Consider the following 18,927-nt stretch of genomic DNA (forward strand, 5'->3'; position numbering starts at 1 on the left):
TTGCATTCGAGGCTGTGAAGGTAATCCGTCACTACATTGGCAAGCTTGTAGTATCAGCCTCGTCGTTTCTGATGCTTGAGTTGTTCCTTGGCAGACCAATTTCTGTTTATAAATCTTCTAACGGTAACTGGAAGCTTTGTTTGATGATTTGGCTTGGTAAATCAGTCTTTACACTGGTGATGCCATTTTTCTTGGTTAAGTGAGTAGACTGAAATTTGCGGTAACTTTCTAGGTCAGGCACCACTACTTTTAGCATTGCATCGCACTCACCCAAAATAATGTAGCACTCCATGACTTGAGGAAGTTCTTTCATAGCTTCGATAAAGGTATCGATGGTTTCAGCATCCTGCCCAGTCAACCAAATACGAGAAAACAAAATTAATTGAAAGCCAATCTTTTGTGGATCGACCACGGTGGTGTAATTCTGAATCACACCTGCTTCTTCGAGTAATTTGACCCGACGTAAACAAGAAGAAGGAGAGAGTCCAATTTCCTTGGCTAAGTCATTATTTTGCATACGACCATTATTTTGAAGTGCGCGAATGATATTTTTATCAATACGATCTAGTTTAACTAGAATTGACTTAGAAGATGTCTTCATAAAATAGAATATAATTCTAAAAATAATATCTATTATAGAATATTTGATATCCTATTTTAAAGCGATTCAAACATACTAATTTCACTTTCAGGACATAGAAAGGGAAAATTGAAATGTCTGTATTTGCTTTGTTTGCCTTAACGGTAATTCCCCTTATTTTCACACCAGGACCCGATATGCTTTTTATCCTGTCACAAGTGATGGGTAAGGATGCAAAAGCAGGCATGATGGCAACTGTAGGTGTGTGCTCAGGTTATTTGGTTCACTCGATTTTGGTGGCATTGGGTATTGCTGCGATTATCGTGTCATTTCCACTACTGTTTGAAACAATCCGCTGGTTGGGGATTGCTTATCTTTTATATTTGGCGACGCATTTGCTACGTTCAGTATTTAGCAGTAAAAAATTAAGTATTGAGAAAAAGTCAGCGTCAAACCCGATTAAAAAAGGCTTTTTTACGGCTTTGCTGAACCCGAAAGGTATGTTGATTTATTTTGCAATTTTGCCGCAATTTATCGATAAATCAGCGAATACTGTGAGCCAAGGTTTGATTTTGTCCTTCATTTTTATTGGGCTGATTTTTGTGGTGTATTGTAGTTTGAGTGTGGTCTTTGCACGTATTACACAAAAAACTGAAATTGATGAACGCAAACAAAAGTGGGTTGATGGTACATCAGGTGGTTTGTTGGCTCTTGCTGCGACATGGTTAATTGCCAATTAAAAACAGCAAATGTAAATAGAAATAAATGCCTTAACTAAAACCTTCGTGAAAGCGGAGGTTTTTTTATATGTGCTGAATATCGACACATATTAAGAACAAGAAAGAGAGAAAAACCCACCAATTAGCTTCGGAAAAGTGAAATTAGCGCTAAATTCATTATGCTTCTATCTTAAATGACAAGTTTAGATATGTTGCCGAATGTGTAGAGGGAAAGCTCTATTTCAGAAAGATTGATCGAAAATTGATATTAAATCAGATCTTTTGATGAGCTAAATCAAGTAAAAAAATAATAAAAATCAATGCTTAAAAAATAACTGAATAATGCGTTTTTTTGGATAACTGAACCATTCTTTAAAAAATGTGAACGATAAGTTCAAGGAAATTACGCTTTTTTACAGGTCTTTCGATAATTGTGACTTGACCGAAATGCCGTACACATTGCAAGATAGGGCACCTAAAAAATTTAAAGTGAAGAGTTAATATAACTTTTCTCAACATTTACATTTGCTAAAACAGCCGAGGATTACATGAAGGCTCTTGTTGCTGTAAAACGTGTGGTTGATGCCAACGTTAAAGTTCGCGTTAAGCCGGACAACAGTGGTGTTGACTTAACGAACGTTAAAATGTCAATTAACCCGTTCTGTGAAATCGCAGTGGAAGAAGCGGTTCGTTTAAAAGAAAAAGGAACTGTTTCAGAAATCGTTGTTGTTTCTATTGGTCCTAAAGAAGCTCAAGAACAAATCCGTTCTTCTATGGCGCTTGGTGCAGACCGCGGTATCCTTGTTGAAGCTGACGACAGCCAGTTAGGTGCACTTGAAGTTGCAAAAATCCTAAAAGGTGTTGTAGACGCTGAACAACCTCAATTGATCCTTCTTGGTAAACAAGCAATTGATGACGACTCTAACCAAGTTGGTCAGATGCTTGGTGCGCTTTTAGGTGCTGGCCAAGGTACTTTCGCTTCAGAAGTTAAAGTTGAAGGCGATAAAGTACAAGTGACTCGTGAAATCGACGGTGGTTTACAAACTGTTGAACTTGCACTTCCTGCAATCATCACAACTGACTTACGTTTGAATGAGCCACGTTATGCTGCTCTTCCAAACATCATGAAAGCGCGTAAAAAACCGCTTGATACTAAGTCACCTGCTGATTATGGCGTTTCACCTGCGACTAAGCTTAAAACTGTTAAAGTTGAAGCTCCTGCAGAACGTAAAGCGGGCGTACAAGTGAAGTCTGTAGACGAGCTTGTAGATAAATTGAAAAACGAAGCGAAAGTGATCTAATACAGAAGGATAAAAATCATGAGTATTTTAGTTATCGCTGAGCACGACAACAAAGCACTAAATGGTGCAACTCTTAACGTTGTTGCTGCAGCGCAAAAAATCGGTGGTGATATCACTGTATTAGTAGCTGGTTCAGGCGCTCAAGCAGTTGCAGACCAAGCAGCTAAAGTTGCGGGTGTAAGCAAAGTATTACTTGCTGACGACGCTGCTTATGCAAACCAATTGGCTGAAAACGTTGCTAAATTAGTTGCTTCTATCGGTGCGGGTTACACTCACATCCTTGCTGCTTCTACGACAACGGGCAAAAACGTACTTCCACGTGCTGCTGCGCTACTTGACGTAAGCATGATCACTGACATCATTGCTGTTGAAGGTCCTAAAACTTTCAAACGTCCAATCTATGCAGGCAACGCGATTGCAACTGTAGAGTCTGGCGAGTCTGTTGTAGTTGCGACTGTTCGTGGTACTGCATTTGATGCTGTTGCAAGCGAAGGCGGCTCTGCTGCAGTTGAAGCTGTTGCATCTACTGGTGATGCTGGTATTTCTAAGTTCGTTTCTGAAGAAATCGTGAAATCTGAACGTCCAGAATTAACAGCTGCGCGTATTGTTGTTTCAGGCGGTCGTGGTGTTGGTTCAGGTGAAAACTATCACACTGTACTTGACCCATTAGCGGACAAGCTTGGTGCTGCTCAAGGTGCATCTCGTGCAGCAGTTGATGCTGGTTTCGTACCAAACGATATGCAAGTTGGTCAAACAGGTAAAATCGTTGCTCCTGACTTGTACATCGCGGTGGGTATCTCAGGTGCGATTCAGCACTTGGCAGGTATGAAAGAATCTAAAGTGATCGTTGCGATCAACAAAGATGAAGAAGCGCCAATTAACTCAGTAGCTGACTACTGGTTAGTAGGTGACTTGAACACTGTAGTTCCAGAATTAGTATCTAAAATCTAATTTCTGAACACAGTTCAAGGCGCTCCTAAGCTTATGGCTTAGGAGCGTTTTTTATTGCGGAATGAATGCCGTTGTAGATATTCTTGATCATGCTTAATGGGATGAGGGATTCTTAATTTCGTACTTCAAAATTCTTACGATATGATTTCTTATATTCAGTATTAGACACTGCTGTAGCGTAAGCTATGTGTATGTTGAAATTTAAATGGTAAGTAAGCAGGAGTGGTCGCTTAGTAATGGGGTTGAAATCAATAAATTATAAAAATACAAAGATTTAAAATAAAATAATAAAAATTTATCCTTCAAGTTTGAATCTTAAACTTAAAGCAAGCTTAAAGGATTGTATATTTTGTGTTAACATTACTTTTTTATTGAACTTGCCTTTAGGCGGAGTCTCCCTTTGAAATTTGATTTTCAGTTACCAATCAGTGTATTGGTGCTGATGATCTGTTGTTTACTTTTTCCTGTTTTACAAAGTATCTCTTTTCCTTTATTTGATGGAATGACTGTTACAGCAGTTGAATCGGTCTAAGCATTGTTATTGCTGTTTTTTGCGATTTTTACTTTTTTCTATATTCGACCACTTGAAATGCAAGATGGAAAGAAACAATTTTGGTTGTGGGCTGTCGCATGGTGGTTGTTGCTATTTGGTCGTAGCATTAGCTGGGGGCGTGACTATTTCCCTGATGTACCTAAACCGTATTTTCGTTTAATTTCGGTATTCATGATTGCACCTGTCGTCTTTATGCTGTTTTCGCCTTATTTACGCCAAGAAATCGCACGTAAGCTAAAAACCTTGGCTTTACCAATTTGGCCATTGGGCTTGGTGATATTGGGCTTGCTGATTTCTGATGCAGTTGAGCATAGTCGAAGTCTCAGTTTTTTATTTTTGTACGATTTAGCTTATAAAGATTTCATCGAAGAAGTTTATGAATTTCCGCTTATTTTAGGTTTGTTTTTAACAGCATACCCATGGATGCAGCAGGATCATGTGCCTCAAGAATTAGAGGTCATGCAATATCATAAAGAGTGATTTTTATCACATTTATGCGTCTAAATTTGAAGCTTCGAAAAGAAATTTTTTGAACATTAAACAACCTCTATTCGTAGAGGTTTTTTTCACAGCAAATAAAATCAAAATGCTTAAAATAAATACAAAAAATCATGGTTCTAGTGCAAGATGATTGGCACAAAAATCAGGGTTTTTATGCTATACTGTCCGACTTGATTTTTGATATTGGTTCAGTGTTTTTTGAACTAATTTTTACAGATTTACGGTATATAAATGCGGGCAGAATTCTGCTTGTATAACAAGGAGTATGCATGAGCGTATCGGAAATTAGACCGATTGCCATTGAGGATGAACTGAAGAGCTCATATCTCGATTATGCAATGAGCGTGATTGTGTCACGTGCGTTGCCAGATGTCCGAGATGGTCTCAAACCTGTTCACCGTCGTGTGCTTTTTGCAATGCACGAATTGGGCAATGACTACAACAAAGCTTACAAAAAGTCTGCCCGTGTAGTCGGTGACGTCATCGGTAAATATCACCCACATGGTGACTTAGCTGTATACGAAACTATTGTTCGTATGGCTCAAGATTTCAGCTTACGCTATCAATTGGTTGATGGTCAGGGTAACTTCGGTTCTGTCGATGGTGACAGTGCAGCAGCAATGCGTTATACCGAAGTTCGTATGCGTAAATTGACCCACGAACTTTTAGCGGATCTTGAGAAAGATACCGTAGAGTGGGAAGACAACTACGACGGTTCTGAACGTATTCCACAAGTCATGCCGACACGTGTGCCTAACTTGTTGATTAACGGTGTAGCTGGTATTGCTGTAGGTATGGCAACGAACATGGCTCCGCATAACATGACAGAAGTCATTAATGCATGTCTTGCTTATGCCAACGATCCGCACATCAGCATTGAAGGGTTAATGGAACACATTTCTGGTCCAGACTTCCCTACAGGCGGTATCATTTACGGTAAATCAGGCATTGTCGATGCGTACCGTACAGGTAAAGGCCGTTTGCATATCCGTGGTAAATATCACATTGAAGAAGACCAAAAATCGGGTCGTAGCACGATTGTCTTCACTGAAATTCCTTATCAAGTTAACAAAGCAAAAACTATTGAACGTATTGCTGAGTTGGTCAAAGAGAAAAAACTTGAAGGTATTTCTGAACTGCGTGATGAATCAGATAAAGAAGGGATGCGTATTGCAATTGACTTGAAGCGTGGTGAAAACGCTGAAGTGATTGTAAATAATCTATTCCAAAATACCCAATTAGAAAATTCATTCAGCATTAACATGGTCTGCCTCGATAATGGTCAGCCTAAGTTAATGAACTTGAAAGATATTATTGCAGCGTTTATCCGTCACCGTCAGGAAGTGGTTACACGCCGTACCATGTTCGAACTGCGTAAAGCACGTGAACGTGGACATATCTTAGAAGGTTTGACAGTTGCACTCGCAAATATCGATGCGATTATTGAAACCATCAAAACTTCTGCAAACCCAAGCGAAGCGCGCGAACGTTTACAAGCGGGCGAGTGGGCAGGCGGTGGTGTTGTTGCATTGCTTGAAAAAGCAGGCGCGGTATCTGTCCGTCCAGATGAAATTGAAGGCGAAGATCCAGCACGTCCATTTGGTTTAACAGGTGATATTTATCGTCTGTCTCCAACCCAAGTAGGTGCGATCTTAGAACTTCGTTTACATCGCTTAACCGGTCTAGAACAAGACAAGTTACAAGCTGAATATACAGAAATTCTTGGTCAAATTGCTGAATATACTGCAATTTTGAACGATTTCAACTTATTGATGAACGTGATTAAAGAAGAATTAGCTTTAATCCTTCAACAATATGGCGATGCACGTCGTACCGATATCGTGGAATCACGTATCGACTTCTCTCGTGAAGATTTAATCCCTGAAGAGCAAATGGTACTAACTGTTTCTAAATCAGGCTATGCAAAAACTCAACCATTGTCAGACTACGCTGCACAGCGTCGTGGTGGACGTGGTAAGTCTGCAACTTCGATGAAAGAAGACGATTACATCCAACATTTGATCGTGACTTCAAACCACGCAACAGTGCTTTGCTTTACCAATGTGGGTAAAGTTTATCGTCTGAAAGTGTATGAAGTACCTCAAGCATCTCGTGGTGCGAAAGGTCGTCCAATGGTGAACTTATTGCCATTAGATGAAAACGAGACCATCACCGCTATTTTACCTGTGGTTGATGCGCCGAAGAAATTTAAAGAACGCTTGGCTGACTTTAAAGCATTTGTAAAAGCCAATAGTGCACAGCTACAAACCAATGAAGTGATTAATAGTCATTTTGCTGGTTTAGAAGCTGCACTTGCTGAGACTGAAGACGGTGCAGATGACTTGTCTGATGCATTACGTGTTCAATTGAAACAGTTGGGCTTAGAGCTTTCTACCACTGATCTTGATGATGAAATCATCAATGACTTTGCACAGCAAGCAGAAGCCGTTCGTAAAAACTTCTACGTATTTATGGCAACAGAATACGGTACGATTAAACGTGTTGAGTTAGAACAATTCTCGAATGTTCGTTCAAACGGTCTACGCGCGATTGAACTCAATGGTGATGACACCTTAATCGGTGTTGCCATTACCGACGGCGAACAACAAATCATGTTGTTCTCAAACGAAGGTAAAGCCATTCGTTTTGCAGAAACTGACGTGCGTTCAATGGGTCGTTCTGCCAAAGGTGTTCGTGGTATGCGCGTGACCATTGGTGCAGCAGCTCAAGCTGAAGACGCTGAGGATGCGGATGTAGAGTCTGATGATGAAGATACCTCTGATTCAGCTCTCATTAGCCGTATAGTGTCACTGGTAGTTGTTCCGGAAACTGGTGAAGTACTTTGTGCTTCAGCTAATGGTTATGGTAAACGTACACCAGTAGATGACTTCCCAACCAAGAAACGTAGCGGTAAAGGTGTTATTGCAATTAAAACATCTGAACGTAACGGTGAACTTGTTGGTGCGGTAGCGATTGATGCGTCTAAAGAGCTAATGTTAATTTCAGATGGCGGTACGTTGGTTCGTACACGTGCGTCTGAAGTGGCACAAACAGGTCGTAATGCTCAAGGTGTTCGTTTGATCCGTTTAGGTGAAAGCGAAATTTTAGTCGGTGTTGTGGCGATCGAAGCAGTTGAAGAAGACGAAACTTTTGAAGAAGTGGAAGCAATCGAAACTGAGCAACTTGTCGATGACTCAACGATTATTGATCAAAATGACAATGAATCAGATCTCAATGAGCCTGAAGAAGACTAATTGAAGATTTAGAAAAGAGGGCGCTACGGCGTCCTTTTTTATAGACAGATAATTTTAGATTGATGAGTACAATATGAAATTAAAATATTTTGCAATGGCTTCACTTATTGGGCTTGGCGGCTGTGACCAAATTGGCCAAAAAGCCTTAAATGCAATACCAGACCCAAGTGTTGAACAGACTGAAGTAGCCCAAGCTGCCTATGATCAATTACGTGAAGGCAATTTTGAAAAGCTGTACACTTACTTTGAACCAGAACTCAAAGCGAAGTTTGAACAGAATGAAAAAGAGCTGCGTAAATTTGCACGAGGTATTCCGAAACAAGATTACTCACGCAAAAATATAGTGGCAAAGCACATTGAAAAATCGACTGAAAAGCCGTCTTTATATACGGTCACTTATGAGTACGGTTATACCAATAAAAACCTTGTACAGTACGATGTAAGTTTTGATAAACCCGAAGGAAGTAACAAAATTCGAGATTTTAATATTTCAGTTTTTGGTGAAAAAAATAAATAAAGTTTGGAAAAATAAAACAAAGCTGTAAAAAAGGACGCCGAAGCGTCCTTTTTTATGACATAAAATTAAGCGGCATCTTTTAGATTAGCAGCATAATTTTTTTGTTTTTCAGTATCAAATTGGCCTTCCCATTTACTGATCACCAGTACCGCAAGCGCGTTACCAATCACATTTAGTACAGTACGTGCCATATCTAAAATACGGTCAATACCCGCAATGAATGCCAGACCTTCAAGTGGAATACCGACACTGCCGAGAGTCGCTAGCAAGACCACGAAAGAAACGCCAGGTACACCTGCAATCCCTTTAGAGGTAATCATCAAGGTTAGGACCAGAATCACTTGTTGGGTGATTGTCAGATCGATCCCGTAAAGCTGAGCAATAAAGATAGCCGCAATACTTTGATATAGGGTCGAACCATCGAGGTTAAATGAATAGCCAATTGGAATCACGAAACTGGTAATCGGTTTCGGAGCACCATAAGCTTCCATTTTTTCCATAATACGGGGTAGGACAGTTTCAGAACTTGCAGTTGAATACGCGAGAATCAATTCATCTTTTAAGATCTTGATAATGGCCCAAACACTGAAGCCACAGAATTTAGCAACTGCACCTAATACAATGAAAATAAAGAAGAAGATTGCACCATAAACTAAAACTGCGAGTTTAAGCAGTGGCACAAGAGAGCTGAAGCCGAAATTCGCAACAGTCGCTGCAATCAAGCCGAATACACCAATAGGTGCAAACATCATGATCATGTGCGTAACTTTAAACATCGTTTCAGAAACAGCGGTCAACACTTTAATTAAAGGTTGTTTTACTTCCTGATCAAGCGCACCTAAACCTACACCAAACATCACAGAGAAAAAGATGATTGGGAGCATTTGACCACTAGTCAAAGCTGCAAAAAAGTTAGATGGAATAAGTGAAAGTATTGTTTGAATCAAACCATGAGAATGTTCACTGACTTCATGTGTTGTTTCTTGATACTTTGAAATATCGACTTGCGTCAATGCAGACATATCAATGCCGGCACCAGGTTGGAATACGTTGGCTGCAACTAAACCGACTAAAATAGCAACGGTGGTAATGATTTCAAAATAAATAATCGTTTTGAAACCTAGTTTACCTAAGTTACTACCGTGACTTGTATTGGCAATACCTAAAATAAGCATCGACACAACAAGCGGAATAACGATCATCTTAATAAGGTTAATAAAAATTGAGCCCAAAGGCGTCAAAAAGTTATTAACTAAAGCATCACGATATTCAGGAGAATAGTGTAGGAAAGCACCAACAAGTATACCTAGAATGAGAGCAATCACGATTTGCCAGGCAAGGCTCACCTTAATCTTTTTCATACATCAGCTCTTATGTCAGATTTGGGAGAAAAAAGCCCACAGTCATCCACGAACAAATGTTGCAGACAGACTGAATCCGCCATGACAAAAAGTTCTGAATAATTTGGGAGATAAATACGATAATATTTTGCAGTTTATATGAGAATACAGCCAACGATTTTGATCAAAACCAAACTGTTTGATCGATAAATTATCATTTTTAGTTGTATAAGCGATTTGATTATTAAGTTTAATTTATAGAACGAATAAAATTGAGTTATTAATGAACACTTCACAAAATCTCTGATTTGCCTAGAAAGATCGAAAAACTAATTGTGAGCCTGTATTTTTCATTTTTATATAGAAGTTTGCTTTATACTTGTGAGGCAGATAAATCAGTGAAAATTCTATAAATCACACAGATTATCCGAACTAAATTTTAACTTTATATATTTTAATAATAACCAGAGGGCTTGTACGGTGTTGAAAAAATTAGTCGTCATCATCGCTTTAATCTTACCTATAACGGCTTGTGAAAAAATCGGCGATTTCTTGATTGCAAAATTCGAATCAAGCCTACCAAGTGAGACAAGCTCACAGCGTATCAAGTCAGAAAAATTATTCGCAGCACTACACCAACCCCATCAAGACAGCTTTTTGGTATTGGTTGAAGAAAATGTTCGTGATGCGATGCTAGCAGATCCAGAGCTGTTTTCACGTATGAAAAAGCTGATTCCTGCAGGTCAACCTAGTGCTGAGGCGGAAGTAATTCAGCGAATGGCAAATACTCGGCTGGGAGAAGGTAAGACCACAACAATTGTGTATAAATATGATTATCCGCAAAAAGAACTGTATATGAGTGTGGTCTTTGCAGGTCATGATGGGAACGATAAAGTGAAAGGATTCTGGCTCGAAAACGCTGCAGAAAAAGAATCAGATGATTTGGTTACTGAGATCACCTCAGATGCAGATGATTTTGATATTCAAGTGGATGAAGCATCGACTGTCACGCCAAATGCATACAGCTAATAGATGACAGCAAGAATTTAAATTTGAGACATGATTAGATACAAAGCGTTCGAGTCTATGATGAATAGGTTTGAACGCATTTCGCTTGAGACCAGACATGTCTTACAGCACAAACAGTTTTATCTTTTGGCAAACTTTAAACGCCAGACAGCAAGACATAAAAAAATCAGTCCAATACTTGTGAGATAAAGCAGTTTTGGGATGACGATTACTGTAGGCACACCCATCTGATTGAGTTGAAGGAACATTTGAATGCCTTGGGTCGAAGGTAATGCTTGAGCGAGTATTTGCATCCATTTAGGCATAGCTGCATGTGGCCATGCCGTTCCCGAAAGTAGAAATAGCGGAATAGAACTAAAAACGATGAGATGTCCTGCACGTTCTGGCAGGTCAAGAAAGGTGGCTAGAAAGAGTGTCATCGCAATAATACAACTGAGGAAGATGGGCACAGCAATGAACATGCCCCAAAAATTTCCACCCCGTGGATAGTCGTTCAGCCAAAAGGTAAAACCAAATAAATAGAAGCATCCCAACGTTCCTATGGTCAAAATACACAAGAAGATGCCAGCTAATTGTGTATAGCTCGGACGCCATGCTGTGTTTTGTCGATAGGTCGCAATCAGCATGCACAGACCCAATAAAATCGTCTGATGAATAATTAAGGGTGCAACCGCTGGGAAAATATAGCTGCCATAGCCTGAAAGTGGATTAAATAATGGAATCTTATGGATCGACAAAGCGGGGCTAAAATCGGATATGTTCTGGAATTTTTCTGCATATTCGACGAGGGCATTTTCCATCGAACTGGCTAAACCTAAGCCAATTTTTTGCGTCTTTAGAAAGTTTGCAGCACTGAGATATAAACCAATTCCACCGGTTTCACCACGGCGAATGCTATTTGAAAGATTACTCGGCAGCAGTAAAATTCCGTCAGCTTGCTGACTTCGGAGCATATTTTCAGCCTCAGCAAAATTACCAGTCACAGCTCGAATTTCTACATTGGGACTATTGGCTACAGCACCAATAATCGTATTGGTGAGTATGCTTTGTTCCTCATCCACCACAATAATGGGGAGCGATTCTGCGTGTTCCGCTTGATAAGCAATGGGATAAAAAAAACTGTAAAGAAAAACAGAAAGCACTAAGGTGGTAAAAATCGAACTGTGCTTCACAATATCTTTAAAGGTTTGAATATAGTGTCTGAGCAAAGTTGATAGAAATGACACGATTTTATTCATATGATTTGCTCCTTCAGTACTTTCCGTAAAAATAAGCTGGCAAGAACCAAATAGAACAGACAGTAAATGATCAGGGTGACAAGCGGTGTGATTGAAATGGAGATTGGGCTACCAATGACCCATTGTTCTGTTTGTAATTTGGCATAAGGCGTATAGGGAATAATATTGGCCCAGAATTTTGTAAACATCGGCGCGTTATTCAGCGGCAATGTCACCCCTGCAAAACTCAGTGATGAGCCACCATATACCGCTATAAAACCAAAGGACTTGGTGAGATCACGTGTCGCCAAAACTACAGTAGAGCTGATAAAGGCATAGGCTGTATAAAAAAACAATTGCCCGAGCAAAATGAGCAATAATGAACCCTGAACAAACCAACCTCGAAACGCGATTAGCCACAACATCCACGCCCATGTCCAAGCGGTAAAAATGAAAACATAACTGAGATTTTTAGCGATTAAAGCTTGAAAGATAGAACTTGGATTCACCCATTGATTTACAGTGCCATATTTGATTTCTTGACCGACTGAAAATGCGACACAGCAACAAAGTAATAAATGCAGAATCGCAGGAATCATATAAGGCTCTAAATAGAACTCATAATTTAAACCTGGATTATATAAAGGTGAAATTTTAACATTGGGCGTCGGTGCATCGAGGTAGGGAATGGTATTTTCTAAATACTGATGACCACTAAAATCGGCCATGGCTTGCAATGTACTTAGCAGCATGGCTGATGAAATACTATTGCCGACACTAAAATAGCTTTGGTTATAGGCAATGCTGATTTCTGCATCTTTTGCTTGAACCAGTCGTTGCTCTGCGCCAGCAGGAATATGAATATAGCCCCAAATGTGGGTTTGATTTATCAGCTTTTCAGCATCGTCCATACTAGGTGTAATGGTGGCTACTTTTAAAGTATGGTTGAGCTGCGCAAAATGAGTAATGTTACGGCTTAAACTGCTTTGATCTTGGTCTATGATCGCGATGGGTAAATGATCTGGTTTGCCTTGAGCAAACATATTGGTAAAGAGCAAAATCACAAGGGCAGGGGCAAGTGTGACCATACACAAGTCCCATTTATGCTGCATCAAATAGCGAAACTCACGCAGAATGCCCCTAAACATTATTTACGCTCTTCAATTTTAAACAAAACGCTCATACCCACTTTTAAGTCAGCAATCGGCTGAGCGGGTTTCAGTTGGACTTTAAAACTACGAATGTCATAGCCGCCCGTTTGTCGCGTGGTTTTAATCGTTGCAAATTCACCTTCGGCTTCTATGTGATCAATTTTAAAATCGGTAGATTTGTTCAGTGCCGGTATAAATCCTTGCATGGTCTTGAGTTGATACACTTGAGCATACTGGTCTTCACGGACATTTAAGCTAATCCATAAGCTATCATCTTGAATCAGGCTTACAACGGGCACACCCATCGCAACTAATTCTGAAACTTTGCCATAGGTTTTTGAAATGGTGCCATTAGAGGGTGCAAACAATTTGGTTTCCGCCTCAAGTGCATTGGCTTCAGCTAACGCGGCTTGCGCAATCTTGACTTGGGCATCTGCCGAGCTTTGTTGTTGCGGTGTACTGCCACGTTTTGCACGCGCATATTGTTGATAAGACGCTTCTGTCATTTGCGCAGCAGACACTGCGGCAGCTTGCATTTCATCACGGCGTTGTCGTGAAATGACACCTTCTTTATAAAGGTTTTGACCACGTTGGTAGGTGGTTTGCGCCAATTGTTGCTGTGCTTTTAGACTTTGCCAATTGGCATATAAACTATCAATATTTTCTTGTTGAGAGCCACGTTCAGCTGTGGATTGCAGTGCTTGCGCAGATTGAAGTGCAGCTAAAGCCTGTTGTTTCTTTGCATCGACTTCGGGGCTGGTTAAACGAACCAGTGCTTGACCTGCTTGTACTTTTTCACCGTCATGCACATATATTTCTTCAATACGACTAGGTACTTTGGTACTAATGTGGATGGTTTCAGCCTCAACTCGACCTTGTAATTCAACCTGCTTGGGCTGATAACTTTTCCATAAGCCAAATGCAATCAATGCCAAAAGCAGAACTAAGACAATGCCAATCACGAGCTTGATCAAAGCAGATTTATTGCGACTTTGCACTGAGCTATTTTTCGTCTCAGCATCGGTATTTGTATTCACTTTTTTTTGAGTATCTTCAACAGTATTTGCTGTAGATGAAATGTCTGAAGTCGAGACATTGGATTGGGATGTTTCAGCTTTCGCAGAGGCATCTTCTTGGTGATCAGTCGATTCCTGATTCATATGGTTTCCCCTCGGCTAAACTTAGCGAATATAGTCGGTGTGTGATTGATTGATATAGCTTTGGAACTGGTCAATGCTCCCGTGACTTTGTAGCAGTGTTGCGAGTGACATCACGTATTTATAAGCATTGAGCGCCATTTCACTTTGTAGCCCACTCAGTGCATTTTGTGCATCAATGACTTGTGTGGCTGTTCCCATATCTTCCTTAAATGAAAGTTGTTGGATTCTTAAATTTTCTTGTGCGGCTTTTAGATTTTGCTGTAACAACAGGTGACTTTGCTGAGCGCTGGTGACTTCATTAAACGAGCTATAAATCAGACTTTCAATTTCTTGTTTGGTACGCTCAGTCATTAACTCAGATGCATAGCGTTGAAGTTCGGCAGCTTGTACGGATTTGTTTTTATCAAGACCTGAAAATAAGTTGTAGCGAGCGGCAACACCAACGATCCAGTTTTGTTTATCGTCAAGACTATATTCACCAAAGGCAAAGACGTTGGGTTTTTTTGCTGCGCTTTGGGCTTTCACATTGGCACCAGCCAATTGACTGTCCAATTGCATTTTACGCACCAAACTAGACTGATCCTGATAACTTTTCAGCAAGGCGGTTATATTTTGATTGTGTTGCTGATTAATAAATAATGGCGTTGAAAGATCAGTAATTTGGCTGCTTTGCATTAAGTTGTTTAACTTAAATAAGCTAGAGCGAAGATTCGCTTCAGTATTTTGAAAAGTTCTGAGTGCATTATTCTTCGCCACTTCAAATTGCATACGCTGGCCTTTGCTAATAAAACCCTGTTGTTCCATTTTGAGCGCATTGGCATAGTGTTGTTGCATCGCATTTAAATTGAAGCGGCTGCTTTCGACTAATTTTTTTTGTAATTGAGCATTGAAGTAGGCTTGGATTAATTCAAAACGTTGCACATCTTGTTGTTGTTCACTGCTTATCGCGCTGCGTTTGGCTTGGATATTGGCAATTTCCTTGGCGCTAGACGTTAACCCACCGGTATACAGCGGCATCATTACGGAAACGGTAGGGCGGATCACTTGATCATCTAAGACCACTTGGGAAGAATCTGGAATTAATCCGACACCATCACGGATTGGCTGTTGCAGACTGTCTTTTAATGGGTCTGCCAAATCACTCGGTAAGCTTTCATCAATTTTATTATTAATGCCATTACTCAGCGTTTGTTCTAAGTTGTTTTTTAAGGCGCCGAGAGGAATATCGAGTTCATTATGAAAGGTATAGGCACGGACGTTTAAATCCACACGAGGTAAACCAAGGCCTTTAATGGCCTGAGCTTGAAGTTCGGCAGATTGTTGTAGCGCTTGGTTGGCCTGAGTGCTAAAAGAACTAGTGAGTAGACTTTGTTCTGCTTGGCTATAACTGATACTTTGCGCAAGTACTGTCGGGCTAAAAAAAACACTCAAACAACCAAGGCCAAGCAGCAATCCTGAACGAAATGTATGTTTAATTTTTATAGAATAATCTGTTCGAGGTAGAGGCATAAAAACACACTCACAGCTAGGATGGGTTCATTATAGTCATTGTGATGAAGTTGGGTAAATTCACTAAGTTGTTGTATTGTTTCATATACATATGTAAATAAATTTTATCTTTGTAGCGCACGTCATTTTCGCACATCAAGACCTTAAATTAGCATCAATTCAAGGGATAAAAAATATCAGTAAATCTAATAATTTGAATTAAGAAGAATTAATTTTGATCTTTATTGAAAATTTGACTTCAAATGTCAGACAGCATTGGAATATTTTCAGCTTTAACTACTGCAAGCACGCGTCAGATATGGTTAAATGCCATCATTTTATTGTGTTTCACTTTGAAAGGAAAACTCATGCGCGCGTACAACTTCTGTGCTGGTCCTGCTGCATTACCCACTGCCGTTTTAGAAAAAGCTCAAGCTGAAATGCTTGACTGGCAAGGCAAAGGCCTTTCGATCATGGAAATGAGCCACCGTAGTAAAGACTATGTCGCTGTGGCAGAGAAAGCAGAAGCTGATCTTCGTAAGCTGATGAATATTCCAGACAACTATAAAGTGTTATTCCTTCAAGGTGGCGCATCACTGCAATTCTCTGCGATCCCATTAAACCTATTGGGTAAAAACAGCAAAGCAGACTATATCCACACTGGTATTTGGTCTGAAAAAGCGTTGAAAGAAGCACAGCGTTATGGCGACATTAATGTCGTTGAAGCGGGTACGAGCATTGACGGTAAACTTGCGATTACTGATCAAAGCACCTGGAACTTATCTGATGATGCGGCTTATGTGCATTATGCAGATAATGAAACCATTGGTGGTCTTCAGTTTGCCAACATTCCTGAAACAGACAAGCCATTGGTTGCCGATTTTTCATCAAGCATTTTATCTGCACCATTAGACGTCTCTAAGTTCGGTTTAATCTATGCAGGCGCTCAGAAAAATATTGGTCCGGCTGGTTTAACTTTAGTGATTATTCGTGATGATTTATTGGATCAAGCGAAAGCAGATATTCCAAGTATCTTGAAATATTCAGCTCAAGCGAAAAATGGTTCAATGGTGAATACACCATCAACTTATGCATGGTACTTATCTGGCCTCGTTTTTGAATGGTTACTTGAGCAGGGCGGTGTAGACGCAATTTATAAAGCGAATATGGCAAAAGCTGAATTGCTTTATGGTTATATCGATTCAAGCGATTTTTATGCAAATCCAATTGCAAAAGAATTCCGTTCAATCATGAACGTACCATTTACTTTGGCGAATCCAGAATTGGAAAAACAATTCTTGAAAGAAGCTGAAGAAAACCATTTACTGAATTTAGCTGGTCACCGTTCAGTGGGTGGTATGCGTGCAAGTATTTATAATGCTGTTCCGCTAGAAGGCGTTCAAGCACTCGTTAACTTTATGGATGACTTTGCAAAACGCAACGCATAATCCTAAAGGCATAAAAAAAACCGGCATTTGCCGGTTTTTTTTATTGAATAGATTAAAAAATAAAAGTATGTAACACGTATGCACAAATCAGCATACCTAACATAAAAAATAAGCAGGACATTGGCTCGATTTGATATCGAGATTCCATGTGATGGTCAACTTGCGATAAGTTTTCTTCTTGCACGACTTTCATAGATATTCTTTCCGATCTATTTATCGTTAATTACTATTTCTTAAACGCATTTTTAACATAATTATTTGATTAAATAAAGTACTATCTGCCATAAACTTACTAAACTATTTAGTTTATTTAAAAATGAGCAATTGAATTGTTAAATTTAGTTTCATAAATTTCCTATCTTATTTATTTATATTAGATTTTTATATTTTATCCTTTGCAGATGGATTTATTTAGCAGCATTATTTTGAATTTAATATTGTGGATAAGTTATTTTAATTTGAATTTAAAAATAGAATATATTGACTGGCTTGTGGATAAGAAATAATCAATCATTTAAATATTCAGCGAATACACATGATTAGCGAGAAATAAAAAAACCGCACTGAGGCGGTTTTTTTTATTTGAAATAGGGTTTTTGAATTCAAATTAGGCAGATTTCGCGTAAATATTGGCTTGTATCCACAGATTGCCACGAATATATTGCCCAACATTGAAATCTTTATGCGCCGGATTTCGTGTTGCAACACGAACAATCACCGCTTCTTGGTTTTCTTCGTGGATTAAGGTCACATCATACAGCGTATAGTCTTGCTCTTTAAATTGCATGGCAGTTTTGCCAACAATATGCCCTTGGAACCAAGCTTCATCTTCTTGTCCGAGGTTTTCACCATATAGGTATGCAACCATTTTAGAAAAATCGACGGTGACTGGTGCTTTGTCATCTTCAGACTTCGGTTGCCACGCTTTAATCTGTTCGTGTAAGTCTGCAGGGGCAACACCATTATTTGCTGTCAAGATATCGTTTAAAGCACGATGATGTTTTATCGATGCAGGATCGTCAACGACGAGCTGTTCATGTTCAGCGACAGCTTCAAGTTCATAGGCCCAAGCATTGAGTTGCACACTGTAGCTTGCATCTTTTTCATATTGGTCGTGATTGACGCTATATAAACTATCAAAAGCATACACACTGGTATTTGCGCCTAAGTCGAGGCAAAGCACAGCTTGCGTATTGGATTTACAGGTAATAATACGTTCAATGGTGGCTTTGGTTTTATATGGGCTATCAAAACTTGGAAATGCAGTTTTAACGGCTTTAGGTTTATTATTTTCTACCGCAATCACTTGGCACAGTTGAATCGATGCTTGTGATGGACCTTGAATCAGCCAGGTACTTTGATCCATATCAGATTCTTGTGCGCATAAGCCCATCGGCATAATGGGTGCATCCAATGCCTGACCCAGCCAAACTGGTACATCCGTTGTCGGGTTGCCTGTAAGCAAATTCCAATGTTCAACATGACTACCAAAAGTTTGATCTTCAATAGTGATAATTTCAGGGCTATTTTGTTTTTTCATATGCACAATTGATATTGGGTTGGTTTCATAGTTAATAAATCGAGGGTTATTTGAAATTTTCAAGTCACCGACATCATATTTATCATGAAATCATGCATAAAAAATGTTTTCAGTAGGATTTAAATGTTAAAGCATTGGAAAATAGTCTCAACTTTGGCTCATTTTGCAGCTTTTCGAT

General features: G+C 39.5%; 15 protein-coding genes. 8 read left to right on the forward strand and 7 right to left on the reverse strand.

Annotated features, from left to right (window positions below):
• Nucleotides 1-106: 106 nt before the first annotated feature.
• A complete protein-coding gene (locus tag FTU05_RS03710) occupies nucleotides 107-601 on the reverse strand; it encodes an Lrp/AsnC family transcriptional regulator (RefSeq protein ID WP_078190405.1) in 495 nt (164 codons plus the stop codon).
• 113 nt (nucleotides 602-714) lie between these two features.
• On the opposite strand from FTU05_RS03710, the gene FTU05_RS03715 reads away from it, so the two are divergent.
• The 6 genes from FTU05_RS03715 to FTU05_RS03740 all read left to right on the forward strand — a co-directional run bounded on the left by FTU05_RS03715 (nucleotide 715) and on the right by FTU05_RS03740 (nucleotide 8,376).
• Complete coding sequence (locus FTU05_RS03715; protein ID WP_168378266.1) at nucleotides 715-1,320, forward strand: LysE family translocator; 606 nt, start codon at nucleotides 715-717, stop codon at nucleotides 1,318-1,320.
• Between the two features lie 527 nt (nucleotides 1,321-1,847).
• Nucleotides 1,848-2,600 (forward strand): electron transfer flavoprotein subunit beta/FixA family protein, encoded by a 753-nt coding sequence (locus tag FTU05_RS03720; RefSeq protein ID WP_078192067.1) that lies wholly within the window; start codon nucleotides 1,848-1,850, stop codon nucleotides 2,598-2,600.
• 18 nt (nucleotides 2,601-2,618) lie between these two features.
• Nucleotides 2,619-3,551 carry an FAD-binding protein gene (locus tag FTU05_RS03725; RefSeq protein ID WP_111883923.1) on the forward strand — a complete coding sequence of 311 codons (933 nt, stop codon included), beginning with the start codon at nucleotides 2,619-2,621 and terminating at the stop codon, nucleotides 3,549-3,551.
• Between the two features lie 535 nt (nucleotides 3,552-4,086).
• Nucleotides 4,087-4,584 carry a hypothetical protein gene (locus FTU05_RS03730; RefSeq protein ID WP_257230078.1) on the forward strand — a complete coding sequence of 166 codons (498 nt, stop codon included), beginning with the start codon at nucleotides 4,087-4,089 and terminating at the stop codon, nucleotides 4,582-4,584.
• 290 nt (nucleotides 4,585-4,874) lie between these two features.
• Entirely contained in the window at nucleotides 4,875-7,859 is a 2,985-nt protein-coding gene (gene gyrA / locus FTU05_RS03735; protein WP_180162980.1) for a DNA gyrase subunit A, read from the forward strand.
• 73 nt (nucleotides 7,860-7,932) lie between these two features.
• Entirely contained in the window at nucleotides 7,933-8,376 is a 444-nt protein-coding gene (locus tag FTU05_RS03740; RefSeq protein ID WP_180056057.1) for a DUF3887 domain-containing protein, read from the forward strand.
• A 65-nt stretch (nucleotides 8,377-8,441) separates the two neighbouring features.
• Here the strand turns inward: FTU05_RS03740 and gltP are convergent, their stop codons facing one another.
• On the reverse strand, nucleotides 8,442-9,737 hold the full coding sequence (gene gltP, locus FTU05_RS03745; protein ID WP_078190399.1) for a glutamate/aspartate:proton symporter GltP: 1,296 nt from the start codon (nucleotides 9,735-9,737) through the stop codon (nucleotides 8,442-8,444).
• A 459-nt stretch (nucleotides 9,738-10,196) separates the two neighbouring features.
• Here gltP and FTU05_RS03750 point away from each other — a divergent pair, with 459 nt between their 5' ends.
• Nucleotides 10,197-10,745, forward strand: a complete 549-nt coding sequence (locus FTU05_RS03750) for a hypothetical protein (protein WP_180039639.1) — start codon at nucleotides 10,197-10,199, stop codon at nucleotides 10,743-10,745.
• Between the two features lie 119 nt (nucleotides 10,746-10,864).
• On the opposite strand, the gene FTU05_RS03755 is transcribed toward FTU05_RS03750, so the two are convergent.
• Genes FTU05_RS03755 through FTU05_RS03770 form a run of 4 tightly spaced genes read right to left on the reverse strand, consistent with a single transcriptional unit; the run spans nucleotide 10,865 to nucleotide 15,782 of the window.
• The gene (locus FTU05_RS03755; protein ID WP_180162979.1) at nucleotides 10,865-11,983 is read right to left on the reverse strand and encodes an ABC transporter permease; all 1,119 of its coding nucleotides are present in this window, start codon (nucleotides 11,981-11,983) and stop codon (nucleotides 10,865-10,867) included.
• On the reverse strand, nucleotides 11,980-13,110 hold the full coding sequence (locus FTU05_RS03760) for an ABC transporter permease (RefSeq protein WP_180164243.1): 1,131 nt from the start codon (nucleotides 13,108-13,110) through the stop codon (nucleotides 11,980-11,982). The genes FTU05_RS03755 and FTU05_RS03760 overlap by 4 nt, the downstream gene beginning before the upstream one ends.
• Nucleotides 13,110-14,273 carry an HlyD family secretion protein gene (locus FTU05_RS03765; RefSeq protein ID WP_180164245.1) on the reverse strand — a complete coding sequence of 388 codons (1,164 nt, stop codon included), beginning with the start codon at nucleotides 14,271-14,273 and terminating at the stop codon, nucleotides 13,110-13,112. Before FTU05_RS03765 ends, FTU05_RS03760 begins: the two co-directional genes overlap by 1 nt.
• 21 nt (nucleotides 14,274-14,294) lie before the next feature.
• Complete coding sequence (locus FTU05_RS03770) at nucleotides 14,295-15,782, reverse strand: TolC family protein (protein WP_180164247.1); 1,488 nt, start codon at nucleotides 15,780-15,782, stop codon at nucleotides 14,295-14,297.
• A gap of 347 nt (nucleotides 15,783-16,129) precedes the next feature.
• On the opposite strand from FTU05_RS03770, the gene serC reads away from it, so the two are divergent.
• Nucleotides 16,130-17,209 carry a 3-phosphoserine/phosphohydroxythreonine transaminase gene (serC, locus tag FTU05_RS03775; protein WP_078190394.1) on the forward strand — a complete coding sequence of 360 codons (1,080 nt, stop codon included), beginning with the start codon at nucleotides 16,130-16,132 and terminating at the stop codon, nucleotides 17,207-17,209.
• Nucleotides 17,210-17,816: 607 nt separating this feature from the next.
• Here the strand turns inward: serC and FTU05_RS03780 are convergent.
• Complete coding sequence (locus tag FTU05_RS03780) at nucleotides 17,817-18,749, reverse strand: hypothetical protein (RefSeq protein WP_168378073.1); 933 nt, start codon at nucleotides 18,747-18,749, stop codon at nucleotides 17,817-17,819.
• Nucleotides 18,750-18,927: the final 178 nt, after the last annotated feature.

It is taken from the genome of Acinetobacter sp. YH12049 (genome assembly GCF_013419875.1).
GTDB lineage: Bacteria > Pseudomonadota > Gammaproteobacteria > Pseudomonadales > Moraxellaceae > Acinetobacter > Acinetobacter amyesii.